The organism is Pseudomonas kilonensis, from assembly GCF_001269885.1.
Taxonomy (GTDB): Bacteria; Pseudomonadota; Gammaproteobacteria; order Pseudomonadales; family Pseudomonadaceae; genus Aquipseudomonas; species Aquipseudomonas kilonensis.
In genome coordinates this window covers 1-17,908 of the sequence record NZ_LHVH01000031.1, presented here as the reverse complement: position 1 = coordinate 17,908, position 17,908 = coordinate 1, and the positions used below count along the sequence as shown (strand labels likewise).

Genomic DNA, 17,908 nt, shown 5'->3' with positions numbered 1-17,908 from the left:
TGTGCAATACTCGGTGCCGTTTCCGTATGACCTGTAATCCCAGACAACGCCTCTCCAAAAGCCACTTGTGGCGCAGGCTTATCCCTGAATTTCCCGGGTTTTACAGTGAAACTCTCTATCCCTGGCTTTTTATACTGCATGGCCCGCTGATCCTGAGGTTGTGGTTCCACAGGACGGTCTGCCCACAAGACAGACCCGGTTTCGGCAAGGTGGCAGGCCTATCGGCCTGTGGCTTTGGACACTCGGTGGCTAATCCAATAACAAGACGAGGTTGTATCCCTATGCCTGTCGGCAATCATCTGCCCCATGGCGAGACCGCTCAGGGCGGTCCGCTCAAACGTGAACTCGGTGAGCGGCATATCCGCCTGATGGCGCTCGGCGCCTGCATCGGTGTCGGGCTGTTCCTCGGCTCGGCCAAGGCCATTGAAATGGCCGGTCCGGCGATCATGCTGTCCTACATCCTTGGCGGCCTGGCGATCCTGGTGATCATGCGCGCCCTCGGTGAAATGGCCGTGCATAACCCGGTGGCCGGTTCGTTCAGCCGCTATGCCCAGGACTACCTCGGCCCACTGGCAGGTTTCCTGACCGGTTGGAACTACTGGTTCCTGTGGCTGGTGACCTGCGTGGCGGAAATCACCGCGGTGGCGGTGTACATGGGCATCTGGTTCCCCGACGTGCCCCGCTGGATCTGGGCCCTGGCCGCGCTGGTCAGCATGGGCTCGATCAACCTGATCGCGGTCAAGGCTTTCGGTGAGTTCGAGTTCTGGTTCGCCCTGATCAAGATCGTGACCATCATCGCCATGGTCATCGGCGGAGTCGGCATCATCGCCTTCGGCTTCGGCAATGACGGCGTGGCCCTGGGCATTTCCAACCTCTGGGCCCATGGCGGCTTCATGCCCAACGGTGTGTCCGGCGTGTTGATGTCCCTGCAAATGGTCATGTTCGCCTACCTGGGCGTGGAGATGATCGGCCTGACCGCCGGTGAGGCGAAGAACCCACAGAAAACCATCCCCAACGCCATCGGCTCGGTGTTCTGGAGGATCCTGTTGTTCTACGTCGGCGCGCTGTTCGTGATCCTGTCGATCTACCCGTGGAACGAAATCGGCACCCAGGGCAGCCCATTCGTGATGACCTTCGAGCGCCTGGGCATCAAGACCGCCGCTGGCATCATCAATTTCGTGGTCATCACTGCCGCGCTGTCGTCCTGCAACGGCGGGATCTTCAGCACCGGGCGGATGCTCTACAGCCTGGCGCAGAACGGCCAGGCCCCGGCCGGTTTCGCCAAGACCTCGGCCAACGGCGTACCGCGCCGCGCATTGCTGTTGTCCATCGCCGCATTGCTGCTGGGCGTGCTGCTCAATTACCTGGTGCCGGAGAAAGTCTTCGTCTGGGTGACGTCGATTGCCACGTTCGGCGCGATCTGGACCTGGGTGATGATCCTGCTGGCCCAGCTCAAATTCCGCCAAGGCTTGAGCGCTTCCGAGCGTGCGGCCCTCAAGTACCGCATGTGGCTGTACCCGGTCAGCTCGTACCTGGCGCTGGCCTTCCTGGTGCTGGTGGTGGGCCTGATGGCGTACTTCCCGGATACCCGCGTGGCGTTGTATGTCGGCCCGGCGTTCCTGGTGTTGCTGACGGTGTTGTTTTATACCTTCAAGTTGCAACCGACTGGGGATGTGCGGGGCGGTGTGCGTTCGGTTTCGTGAGGTGATAGCGCTGTAAAACAAGAGCCCCAGTCGGAATGACTGGGGCTTTTTCGTAGGAATGAACCTGGCCGTTCGTCGGAGTAGGTGTTCGACCTGTAAGTTCTGACAGTAGATCCTCGCAACACCGTGGCCTAGCTTGGAAGCCCGCCAATTGGCGAATGGCAAGGTAGGCATGATGAAGGGCTTCTCTGCGTTGATAGTGATCGCGCTGGTCAATGGATTGATCCATTGTCAGGTTTTTTTCTTGCTGTATGGCGCCGTCGGCCTGACTCAGGCAACCAGTAACCTCGCGGCGTTTTGTGTGGCGGCGGCGTTTTCGTTTTATGTGAATGCGCTTTTCATCTTCGGGCCCCAGCAGTCATGGAGTGGCTATCTCCTGCTCAATTGCACGATGGCCGCCGTGAGCTACGGTATCGGTTCGATCGGCGATGCCCTGAATTTGCCTGGATGGGAGACGGTGGCGTTGTATTTCTTGCTGAACCTGACGATGGGGTACAGCTTTTTCCGGTTCAAGTTGCTTCGTGGTCGTCAGCGGGTATGACCGTCTTTCAGCAAGTGAAGCACCGACAAGTTCGGGAGCGAGCATGAAAGCGATATGGAGCGGCTTTTCCACTTACGCACTGGTCGGGCTGGCCAACACACTGCTTCATTGGCAAATATTTTTCGTGCTTCGCGTAGCGATCGGTCTCGATCAGTCGACCAGCAATCTTGCTGCGTTCTGTGTGGCGGCTTCCTTTTCCTATTACCTCAATGCGCTCTATACCTTCGAGGCCAAACACTCGGTGACGGGGTATGTGGTATTCCTGTGTGTCATGGGCGTGCTCAGTTATGCCGTGGGTTATCTGGGAGACCGCTGGCGGCTCCATGGGTTACTGACGGTGGCGGTATTTTCCCTGCTGAGTCTGGTGTTCGGTTTTCTGCTCTCTCGGTTCGTAGTGTTTCGTGGGCACCGCCCATGAAAATTTCACTGGTTGTGCCGGTGTTCAATGAAGAGCAGACCCTTGAGCTGTTCTACAAGAGCGTTCGCCAGCATCCGGCGCTGGTCGACTACAGCGTCGAGATCGTGTTTATCAACGATGGCAGCGCTGACCAGACTGGATTTTTGGCTCGGGACATTGCGCTGGTCGATAACTTGGTCGTGTTCATTGATCTCTCTCGAAATTTTGGCAAGGAGCCGGCGTTGTTTGCCGGAATCGTGCACGCCAGCGGCGATGTGGTGATCCCGATGGACGTGGATTTGCAAGATCCCATCGACGTTATTCCCAGGTTGATTGCGGAGTGGGAGAAGGGCGCCGAGGTGGTGCTGGCCAAGCGTCGTGATCGTTCATCCGATAGTTATCTCAAGCGTGGATGCGCTGCGCTGTTCTATCGTTTGCTCGATCGTATTGCCTATCCCCATATCGAGCGGAACGTGGGTGATTTTAGGCTGATGGACCGCAAGGTGGTGGAGGTCATCAAGACCCTTCCCGAGTATCAGTTATTTATGAAAGGCGTGTTGTCGTGGGCTGGGTTCAATACCGTCATCGTTGAATACGACCGCGCCGGTCGCGCCGCTGGCCGCAGTAAATTTAACGGCTGGAAATTGTGGAACCTGGCGCTGGAAGGTATCACTTCGTTCAGCACCGTGCCGTTGCGGTTGTGGACTTATGTCGGCGGTTGCATCTCGTTTTTATCGCTGCTGTATGCCGCGTACATGGTGTTGGACAAGCTGTTCTTTGGGAATGATCTTCCCGGTTATCCATCGTTGATGACGGCGATTTTGTTTTTGGGTGGGGTTCAACTGATCGGCATTGGTGTGTTGGGTGAGTACATTGGGCGGATTTATCTGGAGACGAAACATCGGCCGAGATATGTCATCAGGGAAATAATCCGAGGAGAGTTGGGCATGCGAGAAACCGACGAGACCTTTCACGAGCTGATCGGGGATCGTCTATGACTGACTCTCACGCGTATCCAGGCAAGCTTTCAAACCGGTATATCGACGGCTCAGCCTTGGCAACCGTGGTGCTGCTTGCGCTGTGTGTGCGTTTTTACGAAATCACGATACCGACCATCTGGTTTGACGAGGCTTTCAGCGTACTGCTTGCCAGGCACGAGCCTTGGCAGATCTGGTCCATTACGGCAAGGGATGTTCATCCGCCCCTCTATTACTTCTTTTTGCATTACTGGATGGTGGTGTTTGGCGATGGGGTTTTGGCCGTGAGATCGCTTAGCGCCGTCGCAGACGTTGGCACAGTTTTGCTGGGCATAAAACTGATGAGTTTGGTGGCCACGCGAAGGGCAACCTGGATTGCGGCATTACTGCTGGCGTTACTGCCGATCTCGGTCCGCTATAGTCAAGAAGCGCGTATGTACACCTTGCTCAGCTTTTGGCTGATGGGCGCGACCGTAGCATTGGTGTATTGGATCAAGGATCCAGAGAATAAGAATTTTCCGATCTATTATATATGTTTAATGACAGCCGCTTTCTACACACACTACTTTGCGGCGCTGGGTGTGCTTGTCCATTGGTTTTATTGGTGGACAGGACGATGCAGTGTATTTCAGACCGCGCTGCCAAGGGGAGCATGGATGCTGGCTAATGGTGCGATTTTAGGATTGCTCGCGCCTTGGGCCTTTTATTCCACTCGATACTTGTTAGGCAATCGAGGGATTGAATGGATACCGGCTATCACGGTGGAGGGAGTATTTAGTTTGTTTTGGCAGTTCATTATGTTGAACGGCAGGTGGGCTCAATCGGTGTATTTGTATCCGTTGCCTTTGATGCTGGGCATATGTGCGATATCGATAAGTTTCTGGAGGGGGACCGCATATCGTTTCAATGCTTTGCTTGGAGGGTGTTTTTTGGTTCCTATTTTTGCTGTCGCTCTGGTGTCGCTTTTTGTTCCGGTTTTTGTTCCCAGGTATCTGTTGCTTTCTGCGATCGGTTTGTCATTAGTCATTGCAGTGTGCTTGGACTCTTGGGAGCGGCGGTCTTGTGTTGTGATGATGGCTTTAATATTCATTGTTCTTGTAGAGGTGCAAGGGTTGAGAGCGGTGTATAAGCAAACAGATAACTTGAGTGGCATTGGTTTTCGTAGAGAGATGAAAATTGATGTGTTGGCAAACAAAGTCAAGCAAGAAATTAAGCTGGCAGACGATATAGTGGTTGATACATTTTTTTCATATCTGGTCTTTAGCTATTACAATAAAACAGGAGTGCAACCGAAGCTTTATCTTAAAGTGTCTCCTGAAGAGGCTGGCCGTAATCATTACGCGTTGATTTCAGATGGCTTTAAAGACCCTTATTTGAGTGACGTGGATACTTTGCAATGTCCCGGGGCAAGGGTCTGGTGGATAGCCCATAAGTCCAGCGTCTGGCCGAGCGCAAAAGGCAAATGGGAGCAAGTTCTTACTTTTGTTTCCGAGGAAATGACTGCTTCCCTATACATTATCAAAGCAACTCCGTCCTCAACTGAAGTGGGCAATCAAACCAACATCTGGACCGCTGGTAAACGGGCACTGGACTTAGCCGATCCGCGGTAGCCACAGCGCATCACCGTGACGAGGAGCTTGCTCCCGCTCGGCTGCGCAGCAGTCGTAAACCGACTGGCTCGGTCTGGCTGTTGCATCGCGACGTCTGTTTTTGGGGCTGCTTCAGCCCAGCGGGGCGGTGCGACGTTTCGCTAAATCCCCTCGCTACAGGAGTTTGTGCGCACCCGCGAATAGCTGATGTTTACGCCGCCGCTGTTTCCCGCGGCTCAAAACTATCCGCCCGCGCCATCTGCCACATCCGCGAATAAAACGCCCCATTGACCTCTCCCGTCAGCAATTCCCCCGGTTTGAGGAACACATGCAACTGGGAAAACAACTTCACCTCGGTGGCCGACATCCGCCGCACCAGATGCTTGGGCTGCAATTGCGCAGGATGCTCAAGCCCGGCGGCGGCGAGCATTTCGGCCAGGGCCTTGAGGGTGTTGCGGTGGAAGTTGTAGACCCGTTGGGCTTTATCCGGGACGACCAGGGCGCGCTGGCGCAGGGTGTCCTGGGTGGCGACGCCGGTGGGGCATTTGTTGGTGTGGCAGCTTTGCGATTGGATGCAGCCGATGGCGAACATGAAGCCGCGCGCGGCGTTGGCCCAGTCGGCGCCGATGGCCAGGACACTGGCGATGTCGAAGGCGCTGACGATCTTGCCGCTGGCGCCGAGCTTGATCTTGTCCCGCAGGTTCAGGCCCACCAGCGTGTTATGCACGAACAGCAGGCCCTCGCGCAACGGCACGCCGATGTGGTCGGTGAACTCCACTGGCGCCGCGCCCGTGCCGCCTTCCTTGCCGTCGACCACGATGAAGTCGGGCAGGATCCCGGTTTCCAGCATGGCCTTGGCGATGCCCATGAACTCCCACGGATGCCCCAGGCAGAACTTGAAGCCCACCGGTTTGCCACCGGACAGTTCGCGCAGTTGCTGGACGAACTGCATCAGTTCGATCGGCGTGGAAAACGCGCTGTGGCAAGAAGGCGAAACACAGTCCTCGCCCATGAGGATGCCCCGGGTCTCGGCGATTTCCCGAGTGACCTTGTGCTTGGGCAGGATCCCGCCATGGCCGGGTTTGGCGCCCTGGCTCATCTTGATTTCAATCATCCGCACCTGCGGGTTCTGCGCCTGGGCGGCGAAACGCTCCGGGTCGAAGCGCCCGTCAGGCGTACGGCAACCGAAGTAGCCACTGCCCAACTCCCAGGTGAGGTCGCCGCCGTGTTCGCGGTGGTAGGGGCTGATGCTGCCTTCACCGGTGTCGTGGGCGAAGTTGCCCAACTTGGCTCCTTGGTTCAACGCCCGGATGGCGTTGGCGCTCAGGGAGCCGAAACTCATGGCCGAGATGTTGAACACCGACGCCGAGTACGGCTGGGTGCATTGCGGGCCGCCGACGGTCACGCGAAAACCGCTGGGATCGCTCAGCGGGGCTGGGCGCATGGAGTGGCCGATGAATTCGAAGCCGGTCTGGTACACGTCGATCAAGGTGCCGAACGGTTTGTCGGCGCTTTCGTTCTTGGCCCGGGAATACACCAGCGAGCGCTGGGCCCGGGAGAAGGGCAGGGCATCGCTGTCGGATTCGAGCAGGTATTGGCGGATCTCCGGGCGGATGCCTTCGACCAGGTAGCGGATATTGCCCAGGATCGGATAGTTGCGACGCACGGCGTGGCGGCTTTGCAGCAGGTCGAACAGCCCCAGCAGGCTCAGCAACCCGGTCACCAGTGTGATCGGCCAGAGCCAGTCGTATTGCAGGAACGGCAGGCTGGCGAGGGTGAAGATGACACAGCCAGCAAAGAAGGCGTAACGACTCAGCAGAGACAGGCTCATACGGTTTCCTTGGGGGAGGGGTAGCGCAGGCATTCTGCGCCGACGGCAAAACGACGGGCAACCCTATGACGAGGGGATTGTCATGGAAACAAGGGTGTGTGGGAGCAAAGCTGTCTGGGAGCAAAACTGTGGGAGCAAAGCTTGCTCGCGATACAGGCGCCTCGGTTTCTGAAATACCGAGTGTCTCCATCGCGGGCAAGCCTTGCTCCCACAGCTCCCACAGCTTCTACAGTGTTCCCACCCCAGGAGCTGCTCAGCTCGCCTGCTTCATCTGCCGCACCGGCAATTCCACGCGAAAGGTAGTGCCGACCCCGACTTCGCTGCGTACCGTGATCTCGCCGTGGTGTTTTTTCACGATGCCGTAGGACAACGACAGCCCGAGCCCTGTGCCCTGGCCGATGGGCTTGGTGGTGAAGAACGGGTCGAAGATTTTCTGCAGGGTTTCGGGGGGGATGCCCGAGCCGTTGTCGGCGACTTCGATCCATACGGATTCGTCACCGACGCCGTTGCGCAGGGTGATGGTGCCGCGCTCGGGGCCGATGGCCTGGGCGGCGTTGACGATCAGGTTCATGATCACCTGGTTGATCTGCGACGGCAGGCATTCCACTTCCGGCAACGGCGTGTACTCCTTGACCACGTCGGCCTTGTATTTGATTTCATTGGCGACGATGTTCAACGTCGAATCCATGCCCTGCTGCAAATTGGCCATCTGCCATTCCTGGCTGGAGTCGACGCGGGAGAAGTCCTTCAGGTCCTTGACGATCTGCCCGACCCGGCCGATGCCATCCTTGGATTCCTTGATCAGCAAAGGGATGTCCTCGACAAGGAAGTCCAGTTCCACCTGTTCGCGCAGCTTGCGCAAGTGCACCACCAGCTCCGGCGAGGCGATGGCCCCCTCGGCGCTGCCGTAGGCGCTGAGCATTTCCTGGAGTTTGCCAAAGTAACCGTCCAACGCCCCCAGGTTGGAAGAAATGAAGCCGATCGGGTTGTTGATTTCGTGGGCCACCCCGGCCGCCAACTGGCCCAGCGAGGCGAGTTTTTCCGATTGCACCAGCTGGGTTTCCAGCATCTTGCGTTCGTCGATCTCCATTTGCAGCAGCTCGCTGGCCTGTTTGAACGCCTGGGTGCGTTGTTCCACCAGGTCTTCGAGCTTGTTCATTTTCAGTTGCGCACGGGAGGTCATTTCCCATTTTGTGGTCAGGGTGTTGGCCATCTGCTGGACTTCGATGTTGTCGAACGGTTTTTTCAGGATCAGCAAGCGATCATGGCCGTTCAGGCGGTCGAGCAGTTCATCCCAGGAGTAATCCGAATACGCCGTGCAGACCACCACTTGCAGCAACGGGTCGCGCTTCCAGAGTTCTTCGATGGTCTTGGCGCCATCCCAGCCTTCGGGCATACGCATGTCGACAAAGGCCAGGGCATAAGGACGCCCTTTTGCCGATGCCTCCAGCAACTTGTTCAGGCCTTCCTGCCCGCCATAGGCCGAGTCGAGTTCGAACACCGTGGCGACAGGTTTTGGCGCATCGCCGAACAGCGCGCTTTCCATGTCCAGCAAGTCAGCGTTGCTGTCATCCTCCGGGGTGAGGATCTTGCGGAAATCTTCATGAATGGCGGGTGTATCGTCGATCAACAGGATGCGGCGGTTACTCATGCTATTCATGGCTCACCTTCTGCAAGTTTCAGGGGCACCTGCAATTCGAAGGTCGCCCCTTTTCCTGGCCCCTCACTGTGGGCGGTGAGGTGGCCGTTCATTTCAATGGCCGCCAATGCGCAGCTGTGCAGGCCAAAGCCGTGGCCGTCCTTACGCGTGGTAAAGCCGTGGGCGAAGATGCGCGTCATGTTTTCCTCCGCGATCCCTTCGCCTTCGTCCTTGACGCTGATTTGCAGGGTTTCGCCATCGATGACGGCGGCCTTCAGGGTCATGTTCCGCGCATGATTGGAAACCCCCGCCATGGCGTATTTGGCATTGCTGATCAGGTTGATCAGAATCAACAGCAAGCGGTGCTTGTCGCCCATGATCCGCGGCACCTCGCCGTATTCCTTGATCACCGTAACATGATGGCGGGTCAGGGCGCCCGAGTTCATGCGCAGGGCGTCTTCGAGCAGTTCACTGACCACCAACGGTTCCAGCAGGCTGTTGGCCCCGGCATAGGATTGCTGGGTGGAGACAATATCCTTGATGTGGTCCACGCTTTTGCTCAGCTGGGCCAGCTCGTCGGTAAGACCCTGCTGCTCAACGGCGATGGCTTCGACCAGTTGGTTGAGGTAGCCAGGCAACAGTTTGCCTTTCGCGTCTTCGGTGAAAAAGTGCCCGAGGTCATCGGCGTGTTCGTTGATCAGTTGCATGGCCTTGCCCAGCCCCTGGGCCTTGCTGCTGCGTATTTTGCGGCTGACCAGGTCGGCGGAGATGTTCACGCTGTTGAGGACGTTGCCGACGTTGTGCAGCACGTTGGTCGCGATTTCCGCCATGCCGGCCTGACGGGCAGTGTCCATCAATTCGCTCTGGGTGTCCTTGAGCTGGCGGGTCCGTTCTTCAACCCGCTGTTCCAGTTCATCGTTGGCGGTTTGCAGGGCGTTGTTGACCCTTTTGATCTCGGCGAAGCTGCGTACCAGCCGGATCGCCAGCCAGATCAGGATCAGCACCAGCAGCGTGGCGAACACCAGCAGGTAAACGTGGTTGCGCTCGTACTGGGCGGCGGCTTTTGCCTGGTCTTTCTCGAGCAGTTGGGTGATGGTGTCCAGGCGATCGGCCACGGGGATCGCTTCGATTCCCAGTAACAATTCATTGACCCTTGGCTGTTCGCGCAGGATCACCCCGATGTGCCTGCGCAGGACTTCGACAGAGTTGAGCAGCCCCTCAGGCAGGCGCTCCTTGTTGACCTCCAGCTGGTTCAACCCCAGCAGGACCTCGGCCGCTATATCAGGGGAACTGAGCTGGGCGAACTCCATGCTGCTGAGGAGCAGGTCGTAGGTGTCGATGGCAACGTTCTGCAACTCCAGCCTGTACGTGTCGGGCAGCCGGGCGAACTGGCCCTGGATGTCGTCCTCGCCGGTGGGCAGGAAGGCCAGGGAATTGCGCAGCACCGCGTTATGGGATTTGAATTGTTCCACCAGGCGGGTCTTTTCCTTGACCAGCTTGAGGTATTCGTCGCGCTGAGCTTCCCAGAGTGACGGCCCGTGGCGCCCCGGTTCCGATTCAATGGCGTCCAGACGCTGCCACAGGCGTGCCATCTCGTGCAGGGGGGAGACCAGCGGGTCATAGTTGTGGGTCAGGGCGATGCGTGACTTGAGGACTTCGTTGTCCCAGATGGCGTCCTGTTGCTTGAGCAGGCGGATCAGGTCCCGGGACTCGATGTACGAGGCGGCCTGCTGGGCGCCTGAATTGATGTACATGAACAACAGGATGCCCGCCAGCAAGACGCCGATGAAGGTCAGGCCGAGGCGACGGAGGACTGTCATAGGGGCTTGCCCTCCCACTCACCGGTCAGGGTCTTGAGGAATTCGACGATCAGCTGGGTATCGTTCTTCAGGGGCTCGCGGCCCAACTGGTACTTGAACATCACCTCCACCGCGCGTTCCAGGTTCGGTGCGGAGCTGTCATGGAAATACGGGGCGGTGACGGCGACGTTGCGCAGGCTGGGCACCTTGAAAACCTGGCGGTCGGCTTCATCGCCGGTGATGTTGAAACGCCCTTCGTCGGCTCGGGTGGGGTTGCCCCGGTCCTCGAAGTAGTCACCCAAGACGCCGAATTTCTGGAACATGTTGCCGCCCATGTTCACGCCCTGGTGGCAAGCGATGCAGCCGTATTCCTTGAAGCGCTGGTAACCGAACTTTTCCCGGGGTGTGAGGGCGTCGGTATTGCCCAGCAGGTACTGGTCGAAGCGCGAATTGGGCGTCTGCAAGGTGCGTTCGTAGTCGGCCAGTGCGCCCTGGATATTGGGCTTGGTCACGCCGTCGGGGTAAGCGTCCTTGAAGTCCTTGGCATAGCCGGGGTCATCGGCGATGCGCTTGACCACCGATTCCCAGGTGCTGCCCATTTCCACCGGGCTGGTCACAACCGCATGGACCTGCTCTTCCAGCGTGTCGACGCGGCCATCCCAGAACTGGTGGAAGTTCAGGCTGGCATTGAACACGGTAGGGGTGTTGACCTCCACCGGCTTGCCGTCGAAGCCTAAGGAAAACGGCTTATCGTCGGCGCCGCCCTTGTCCAGGCGATGGCAACTGGCGCAGGACAGGGTGTTGTTGACCGACAGGCGAGGGTCATTGAACAGCCGCAGCCCCAGTTGGACGCGCTTGGGGTCCAGGGTCGGAATCGGGGGCAGGGGTTTGAGGGGTTCGTCCAGTGGTTCGGCGTGAGCGGTCACGCTTGCTCCCACGAGCAGGCCGAGAGCCAGAATCAGTCCATGTGACGCCATGGGATGTTTTCCTTGAAACTTTGGTTGATGACACTCAGGTGTTCACGAAAACGGGTTCTGGCGTTTTTCCCACTCGGTCATCCAGTCGACGAAGGCCTGCGGTTCCACGGCCTTGCTGAAGTAATAACCCTGGACCTCCTCGCAGTGGTGTTTCTTGAGAAATTCCAACTGCTCGAGGGTTTCCACTCCTTCGGCAATGATGTGCAGGTTCAGGCTCTTGCCCAGGCTGATGATGGTGCTCACCAGCTTGGCGTCGTTGCTGTCGATGCTCAGGTCACCGACGAACGACTGGTCGATCTTCAACACATCCACCGGAAATTTCTGCAGATAGCTCAGGCTTGAATAGCCGGTGCCGAAGTCGTCGATGGCCAGGCGTATCCCCAGTTGCTTGATGGCCTTGAGGACGGCGACCGTGGTATCGACGTTCTGCATCAGGACGCTTTCGGTGATCTCCAGTTCTAACTGTGTCGGGTCCAGGCCGGTTTCCTTGAGGGTGCGGGCAATGCCTTCGACGAAGCCGCGCTGGCGGAAATCGATGGCCGAGACGTTCACCGACAGGTACAGCGGGCGCATGCCCTGGGCTTGCCAGCGGCAGGCCTGCTGGCAGGCCTCCTGAAGCACCCATTGGCTCAGCGGGACGATCAGGCCGCTGTCCTCGGCGACCGGAATGAAATCCGAGGGATAGACCAGGCCATGATCCGGCCTGTCCCAACGCACCAGCGCCTCGACACCGACCACCTTGCCGCTCTTGAGGTCGAGCTTGGGTTGGTAATGCAGCACGAACTCCTTGCGTAGCAGGCCCAGGCGCAGGCCGGATTCGATGGTCTGCTGCTGCCGCGCCCGGCGGTTCATGTCTTCGGTGAAAAACCGGTAGTCGTTGGGGCCGGTTTCCTTGACGTTGCGCATCGCCGTCTCGGCTTTCTTGATCAGCGCCACGGCGTCGAAGCCGTCGTTCGGGTACACGCTGATGCCCAGGCTCGCGGTGACGCTCAGGTCATGGCCGTCGATGGGCTGTGGGGAACTGATGGCCGCCAGCAGTTTGTCGGCCACGCCTTTGGTCTGCTGCGGGTCGATGACGTCCCCCAGCACCACCACGAATTCATCGGAACCGTAGCGAAACACCGAATCGGATTCGCGCACCACGGTCGCCAGTGCCCGGGCCACGCGCTTGAGCATTTCATCGCCCACCGGATGGCCCAGCGCGTTATTGATGCGCTTGAAGCGGTCCAGGCCGATGAACATCACCGCCAGTTGCCGGTCATGCCGACGGCACTGGGCCATGGCCTGGGTCAGCCGATCGCCGAGCAACATGCTGTTGGGCAACTCGGTGAGCACGTCGTATTGCAGCAGGTGGGACACCTTGAGCAATTCCTGGACGCGCTCTTCGATCGTGCGTTCCAGGCTGCGCATTTTCCTCGCCGCATCCTGGGCCAGCTGCCATTTCCAGGTCATGGCGCTGGCCATCTGGCGGATTTCCAGGGTGTCGAAGGGTTTCTTGAGGATCAGCAACTGATCGTCGAACTCGATCCGTTCGGACATGGTTTCCCAGGAGTAGTCCGAGAACGCCGTGCACAGGGCGATTTGCAGGCGCGGGTCGGCCTCCCACAGCGCCTCGATGGTTTGCAGGCCGTCCCAGCCCGGTGGCATGCGCATGTCGGCGAACACCAGCGCATAGGGCTGGCCTTCGGCCTGGGCGCGCTTGACCAGTTCCAGCGCCTCCTCTCCCTGGTAGGCCGAGTCGATCTGGAATTGCAGCCGATTGACCTGCGGGGTGCCGAACAGCAGGCTCTCGGTGTCGTCCAGCGAGTCATCACTGCCGGCGCTGGGGCTGAGAATCTTGCGAAAGTCCTGGTGGATCGCCGGCGTGTCGTCCACCACCAGGATTCGCCGGTTGGCAGGTACCGCCATTGGATTCATGGATTGCTCTCCGATAGCTGGCTCGCTGGGCGGGTCCAGTGGTCTGTCGCCGGGACGATGGTGCCGGCCTTGAGCAACTCGGCGGCCTGGCCGCTGTCGACCACGGTGCTGAAGTAGTGCCCTTGGGCCTGCATGTCCCCGCCGCTGGACATCAGCGTGGTGCGTTGCTCCTGGGTCTCGACACCCTCGGCAATGATCCCGATGCCCACGTCCCGGGCGAAGTTGATGATCGCCCGCAACGTCGTGGCGTTTTCGGGGTCGGCGTTGGCGCTGTCGAGGAAACGCTGGGCGAGCTTGAGGTGATTGACCCGGTAGGTCTTGAGGTAATCGAACGAGGAGTACTCGGTGCCGAAGTCATCGATGGCGATCTGCACGCCCAATTCGCAGAGGCGCGGCAGCACGTCGTTGTGGGTCCACTTGGTCTGGGCCAGGGTGGCTTCGGTGACGTCGAAGCGCAGGTCCCAGGGCGCCAGTTCCCAGCGCGCGGTGGTGCGCAGCACATCGTAGATCAGTTCCGGGCCGGTCTTGAGCTGGGTCAGGGACAGGTCGATGGCGATCACCGGGGGCGCCATGCCCTGGTCACGCCATTGGCGCATTTGTTGGCAAGCCTGGTCCAGTACCCAATGCCCCAGGCCAATGATGATCCCGGTTTTCTCGGCGGCGGGCATGAAGGCCGCTGGTTCCAGCCAGCCACGTTGAGGGTGGTTCCAGCGCACTTGCACGCCCATGCCGAGGATCTTGCCGGTGCCAAGGTCGACTTCCGGCAGGTAGTGCAGGTGCAGTTCGTTGTTCTCGATGGCCTGGCGCAGGTCGTTGGCGAGGGCGACCCGGTCGGTGACTTCCTGGTTAATTTCTTCATTGTGGAAATGGTACTGGTTGCGGCCCTTTTCCTTGGAGCGGTACAGGGCCATGTCGGACTGCGCCATCAGGCTATCGGCACTCAGGCTCTGCGGGGTGTACAGGGCGATGCCGATGCTCACCGAGATCCGCACGTCGTTGCCGTCCAGGGAGTACGGCGCCACCAGCGCATCACGGATCTTGCCCGCCAGCGCGGCGCAATGGGTCGCTTCATGGACGTCCAATTGCAGCAGGGCGAACTCGTCGCCGCCCAGGCGCGCCACCACGTCGTTTTCCCGGGTGCAGGCCTTGATGCGAGCGGCGACCTCCTGCAACAGCAGGTCGCCGATGGGATGACCCAAGGTGTCGTTGATCCGTTTGAAGTGGTCCAGGTCCAGATAGAACATCGCAAACGGCGCGGCCCCGCGACGAGCGGCGGCGAAGGCCTGGTGCAGGCGCTCGATCATGGTGGCGCGGTTGGCCAGCCCGGTCAGGCCGTCGGTGCGGGCCAGCAGGGAGATTTTTTCTTCGGCCAGCTTGCGTTCCGTGATGTCGAGGATGATGCCTTCTATCTCCAGCAACAGGCCATGCTCATTGCGCACCGGGATGTAGCGGTTCTCCACCCAGCGGAACGTGTCGTCGCCGGTACGCATGCGGAACTCGATGGAGGCCCCTGCGGAATCACGGTCCAGGACGCGGACCATGGCCTCATGGACTTTGTCCTGGTCATCGGCGTGGATCAGGGTTTGCGCCCAGTCCGGCGCGTTGGTCAGTTGCGCCGCGGAATGGCCGAATTTGGTGATGTTGTGGGAGATGTACATCAATGGGAACGGCGGCTCGCCCCGCAGGCGATAGAGGATGGTCGGGCTGTTCTGCACGATGATGTTGGCGTCGGCCAGTTCCCGGGTGCGTTCCTCGACCGCGCGCTCGAGCATGTCCATTTTCAGCGCCGCCTCCTCGGTCATCTGCCATTTGACGGTCAAGGTGCTGGCCATCTGGCGGATTTCGATGGCATCGAAAGGTTTTTTCAGGATGAGCAGGCGGTCGCCCAGTTCAAGACGATCGGCGATGTCTTCCCAGGAATAGTCCGAATAAGCGGTGCACAGGGCCACTTGCAGCTTGGGGTCGGCGCGCCAAAGCCGTTCGATGGTTTCCAGGCCGTCCCAGCCCGGTGGCATGCGCATGTCGATGAACGCCATGGCGAAGGGTTGCCCCTGGGCCAGTGCCGTTTCGACCTTGTTCAAGGCTTCCATGCCCTGGAACGCCGAATCGAGCACGAAACTCGTGCCGGAGACCGCCACAGGCGAGCCGAACAGGGCTTCTTCGGCGCTGCTCAGGCTGTCATTGGCGCTCGCCTGGGGGCTGAGGATCTTGCGAAAATCCTCATGGATGGTTGGCGTGTCGTCGACGATCAGGATCCGCCGATTGGTTTTATCCAATGGCAGGCTCATGGCCGTGCACCGTTCTGATGCTGACTATAGAACCCTGGAAACATCTGATATCCCTTTCGCTGGCATGAGTATTCGGCCTGTACTTGGCCCTTCATGGGGTAGAGCATAGTCGTCTGATCGGGATACGCTCGGCCAGTGATGGCAAATGTGTCTAAATGTTCGCAATCTACTAGCCTGTATTTCGGGGGTAAGGTAGAACGGTTGTCGTGACTAGGAGGGGGGTTTCAAATGGAAGATCAATCGCCGGACGTTCCGGTAAAGAAACCGGCAGTGCTGCTGGTTGATGACGAAGAGTCGATCCTCAATAGCCTGCGTCGGCTATTGCGCAGCCAGCCGTACGAGATCCTGCTGGCCGACAGTGGCGCCAAGGCCCTGGAAATTCTCAAGGAGCGGCCGGTCGACCTGGTAATGACCGACGCGCGCATGCCGAACATGGATGGCGCCACGCTGCTGGCCGAGATCCGCAAGCTGTACCCATCGACCTTGCGCATCCTGCTCACCGGTTATGCCGATGTGGACATGATGACCAAGGCCATCAACGAGGGGCAGCTCTATCGTTACCTCAGCAAGCCCTGGAACGATGAGGAATTGGTCCAGGCCTTGCGCCAGGCCCTGTCCCACCAGCATTCCGAAAGCGAGCGTCAGCGCCTCGAAGCGCTGAACCGCGAGCAGAACCAGCAACTCAAGACCCTTAACGCCACCCTGGAAAAACGCGTGGCGTCGCGCACCTCCGAGCTGCAGCAGACCGCCGACATGCTCGATTTGGCTTATGACGAGCTCAAGCGCAGTTATGTGACCAGCACTGAAGTGTTTTCGCTGATCGCCAACCTGCGCCTGCCCAAGGCCAAGCAGACCAACCGGCAGATCATCGAGTTGATCAGGGTCTACAGCCGGCTGCATTTCCTCGATGAGTCCACCGACCGCGACCTGACCATGGCGGCGGCGCTCTACAACATCGGCAAGCTGAGCTGGACCGACAACATGATGGTCACGCCCGCCGACATGCTGCACCACACGGAACTTGAGCTCTATCGGGCCTATCCGAAGCAGAGCGAATCGCTGCTGATGACCCTGGACCCGATGAAGGACGCGGCGCGGATCATCCGCCATCACCAGGAGCGTTGGGACGGCAGCGGTTTCCCCGAGCACCTTCGGGGCGACGCCATTCCGTTCGGTTCGCGGTTGTTGAAACTGGCGGTGGACTTCATCGAGCTGCAGCGCGGGTTGATCCTGGAGCGGCAGATGAACAGCGACGAAGCGCTGGTCTACATCCGCAAATACGCCGGCAAGCTGTACGACCCGGACATGATCGAGGACTTCATCAAGGCGTGTGCCGAATACCTGGAAGACGTGACCCTGTCGGACCCGACGGTGCAAGTCTCCACCACGCGCGAGTTGACCCCCGGGATGATCCTGGCGCGCAACCTCAATGCCGACAACGGCATGTTGCTGCTCAACGCTGGCAAAGTCCTGAGCGGGCCGTTGATCGAAAAACTCATTGCCTTCGAGGCGATGGAGGGCGCGCGGTACAGCGTGTTCGTCAAGATCCCCGAGGAGGAGGCCGACCCTTCGGTGCCGAAGCCGATGTTGGGGTGACTGGGTTCTGGGTTGGATTGGATTGGATTGGATTGGATTGGGTACATATCCGTTGCTGCGGTAACGGCGGCTTAGGGTTCCGCCCTGACGGCGGGTCACTTTCGAAAAGCGCGAAAGTAACCAAAGCGCTTTTGCCCCACCACTCGGTGCCTCGCCTAGGCTCGGCATGCCCTCACTCCGGCATTGCTCCGTGGGCCCGCCGCGAAGGGCCATCCATGGCCCAGCGCGGCTACCTCGGCATCCATGCCGAGGTGCCCACTCCACAATGCCTGCGTTCGGCCAGCGTGGTTAACGGGGCGCCCCAGATCAAGATCAAAAGCGAGGCGGCCTAGTAGCCGACCTGGCTCTCCCGGTCGTACACCCGTCAGATCTGTGGGAGCAAAGCTTGCTCGCGAGGCGGCCTAACAGCCGACCTGGCTCTCCCGGTCGTACACCCGTCAGATCTGTGGGAGCAAAGCTTGCTCGCGAGGCGGCCTAACAGCCGACCTGGCTCTCCCGGTCGTACACCTGTCAGATCTGTGGGAGCAAAGCTTGCTCGCGAGGCGGCCTAGTAGCCGACCTGGCTCTCCCGGTCGTACACCCGTCAGATCTGTGGGAGCAAAGCTTGCTCGCGAGGCGGCCTAACAGCCGACCTGGCTCTCCCGGTCGTACACC

The 17,908-nt window shown here is 59.3% G+C and carries 12 protein-coding genes and 1 pseudogene; 6 read left to right on the top strand and 7 right to left on the bottom strand.

The annotated features are described in order from the left end of the window. The first annotated feature begins 281 nt into the window (after positions 1–281). The 5 genes from AD662_RS22820 (at position 282) to AD662_RS22800 (ending at position 5,228) form a co-directional block, all read left to right on the top strand. A complete protein-coding gene (locus AD662_RS22820; protein ID WP_018603299.1) occupies positions 282–1,703 on the top strand; it encodes an amino acid permease in 1,422 nt (473 codons plus the stop codon). Positions 1,704–1,839: 136 nt separating this feature from the next. Then, a complete protein-coding gene (locus AD662_RS22815; RefSeq protein ID WP_235862366.1) occupies positions 1,840–2,244 on the top strand; it encodes a GtrA family protein in 405 nt (134 codons plus the stop codon). Between the two features lie 43 nt (positions 2,245–2,287). Beyond that, complete coding sequence (locus AD662_RS22810; protein ID WP_018603295.1) at positions 2,288–2,662, top strand: GtrA family protein; 375 nt, start codon at positions 2,288–2,290, stop codon at positions 2,660–2,662. Further along, the gene (locus AD662_RS22805) at positions 2,659–3,639 is read left to right on the top strand and encodes a glycosyltransferase family 2 protein (RefSeq protein WP_018603293.1); all 981 of its coding nucleotides are present in this window, start codon (positions 2,659–2,661) and stop codon (positions 3,637–3,639) included. Before AD662_RS22810 ends, AD662_RS22805 begins: the two co-directional genes overlap by 4 nt. Further along, positions 3,636–5,228 (top strand): glycosyltransferase family 39 protein, encoded by a 1,593-nt coding sequence (locus AD662_RS22800; RefSeq protein ID WP_018603291.1) that lies wholly within the window; start codon positions 3,636–3,638, stop codon positions 5,226–5,228. Before AD662_RS22805 ends, AD662_RS22800 begins: the two co-directional genes overlap by 4 nt. 190 nt (positions 5,229–5,418) lie before the next feature. Here AD662_RS22800 and AD662_RS22795 read toward each other — a convergent pair whose 3' ends face one another. From AD662_RS22795 to AD662_RS22770, 7 genes and pseudogenes are all read right to left on the bottom strand, one after another. Then, entirely contained in the window at positions 5,419–7,038 is a 1,620-nt protein-coding gene (locus tag AD662_RS22795) for an FMN-binding glutamate synthase family protein (protein ID WP_053189789.1), read from the bottom strand. Positions 7,039–7,291: 253 nt separating this feature from the next. Further along, positions 7,292–7,726 (bottom strand): sensor histidine kinase, encoded by a 435-nt coding sequence (locus AD662_RS30220; RefSeq protein ID WP_428838798.1) that lies wholly within the window; start codon positions 7,724–7,726, stop codon positions 7,292–7,294. Between the two features lie 291 nt (positions 7,727–8,017). Next, a pseudogene (locus tag AD662_RS30215) lies at positions 8,018–8,104 on the bottom strand (hypothetical protein); the annotation flags it as partial. 590 nt (positions 8,105–8,694) lie between these two features. After that, positions 8,695–10,497 carry a DAHL domain-containing protein gene (locus AD662_RS22785; protein ID WP_053189787.1) on the bottom strand — a complete coding sequence of 601 codons (1,803 nt, stop codon included), beginning with the start codon at positions 10,495–10,497 and terminating at the stop codon, positions 8,695–8,697. Then, the gene (locus AD662_RS22780) at positions 10,494–11,453 is read right to left on the bottom strand and encodes a cytochrome-c peroxidase (protein WP_053189786.1); all 960 of its coding nucleotides are present in this window, start codon (positions 11,451–11,453) and stop codon (positions 10,494–10,496) included. The genes AD662_RS22785 and AD662_RS22780 overlap by 4 nt, the downstream gene beginning before the upstream one ends. A 42-nt stretch (positions 11,454–11,495) precedes the next feature. Further along, entirely contained in the window at positions 11,496–13,370 is a 1,875-nt protein-coding gene (locus AD662_RS22775) for an EAL domain-containing response regulator (RefSeq protein WP_018603278.1), read from the bottom strand. Continuing rightward, positions 13,367–15,658 (bottom strand): GGDEF/EAL domain-containing response regulator, encoded by a 2,292-nt coding sequence (locus tag AD662_RS22770; RefSeq protein WP_053189785.1) that lies wholly within the window; start codon positions 15,656–15,658, stop codon positions 13,367–13,369. The genes AD662_RS22775 and AD662_RS22770 overlap by 4 nt, the downstream gene beginning before the upstream one ends. Before the next feature lie 228 nt (positions 15,659–15,886). Between AD662_RS22770 and nosR the strand changes: the two genes are divergently transcribed. Then, positions 15,887–17,254 (top strand): response regulator c-di-GMP phosphodiesterase, NosR family, encoded by a 1,368-nt coding sequence (gene nosR / locus AD662_RS22765; RefSeq protein WP_018603274.1) that lies wholly within the window; start codon positions 15,887–15,889, stop codon positions 17,252–17,254. Positions 17,255–17,908: the final 654 nt, after the last annotated feature.

Excerpts from the sequence above, each read along its gene's own strand:
- AD662_RS22775 (WP_018603278.1), bottom strand. The coding sequence starts at position 13,370 with ATGAATCCAATGGCGGTACCTGCCAACCGGCGAATCCTGGTGGTGGAC.
- AD662_RS22810 (WP_018603295.1), top strand. The coding sequence starts at position 2,288 with ATGAAAGCGATATGGAGCGGCTTTTCCACTTACGCACTGGTCGGGCTG.
- AD662_RS22820 (WP_018603299.1), top strand. The coding sequence starts at position 282 with ATGCCTGTCGGCAATCATCTGCCCCATGGCGAGACCGCTCAGGGCGGT.
- AD662_RS22795 (WP_053189789.1), bottom strand. The coding sequence starts at position 7,038 with ATGAGCCTGTCTCTGCTGAGTCGTTACGCCTTCTTTGCTGGCTGTGTC.
- AD662_RS22805 (WP_018603293.1), top strand. The coding sequence starts at position 2,659 with ATGAAAATTTCACTGGTTGTGCCGGTGTTCAATGAAGAGCAGACCCTT.
- AD662_RS22770 (WP_053189785.1), bottom strand. The coding sequence starts at position 15,658 with ATGAGCCTGCCATTGGATAAAACCAATCGGCGGATCCTGATCGTCGAC.
- AD662_RS22800 (WP_018603291.1), top strand. The coding sequence starts at position 3,636 with ATGACTGACTCTCACGCGTATCCAGGCAAGCTTTCAAACCGGTATATC.
- AD662_RS22780 (WP_053189786.1), bottom strand. The coding sequence starts at position 11,453 with ATGGCGTCACATGGACTGATTCTGGCTCTCGGCCTGCTCGTGGGAGCA.
- AD662_RS22785 (WP_053189787.1), bottom strand. The coding sequence starts at position 10,497 with ATGACAGTCCTCCGTCGCCTCGGCCTGACCTTCATCGGCGTCTTGCTG.
- nosR (WP_018603274.1), top strand. The coding sequence starts at position 15,887 with ATGGAAGATCAATCGCCGGACGTTCCGGTAAAGAAACCGGCAGTGCTG.
- AD662_RS30220 (WP_428838798.1), bottom strand. The coding sequence starts at position 7,726 with ATGGATTCGACGTTGAACATCGTCGCCAATGAAATCAAATACAAGGCC.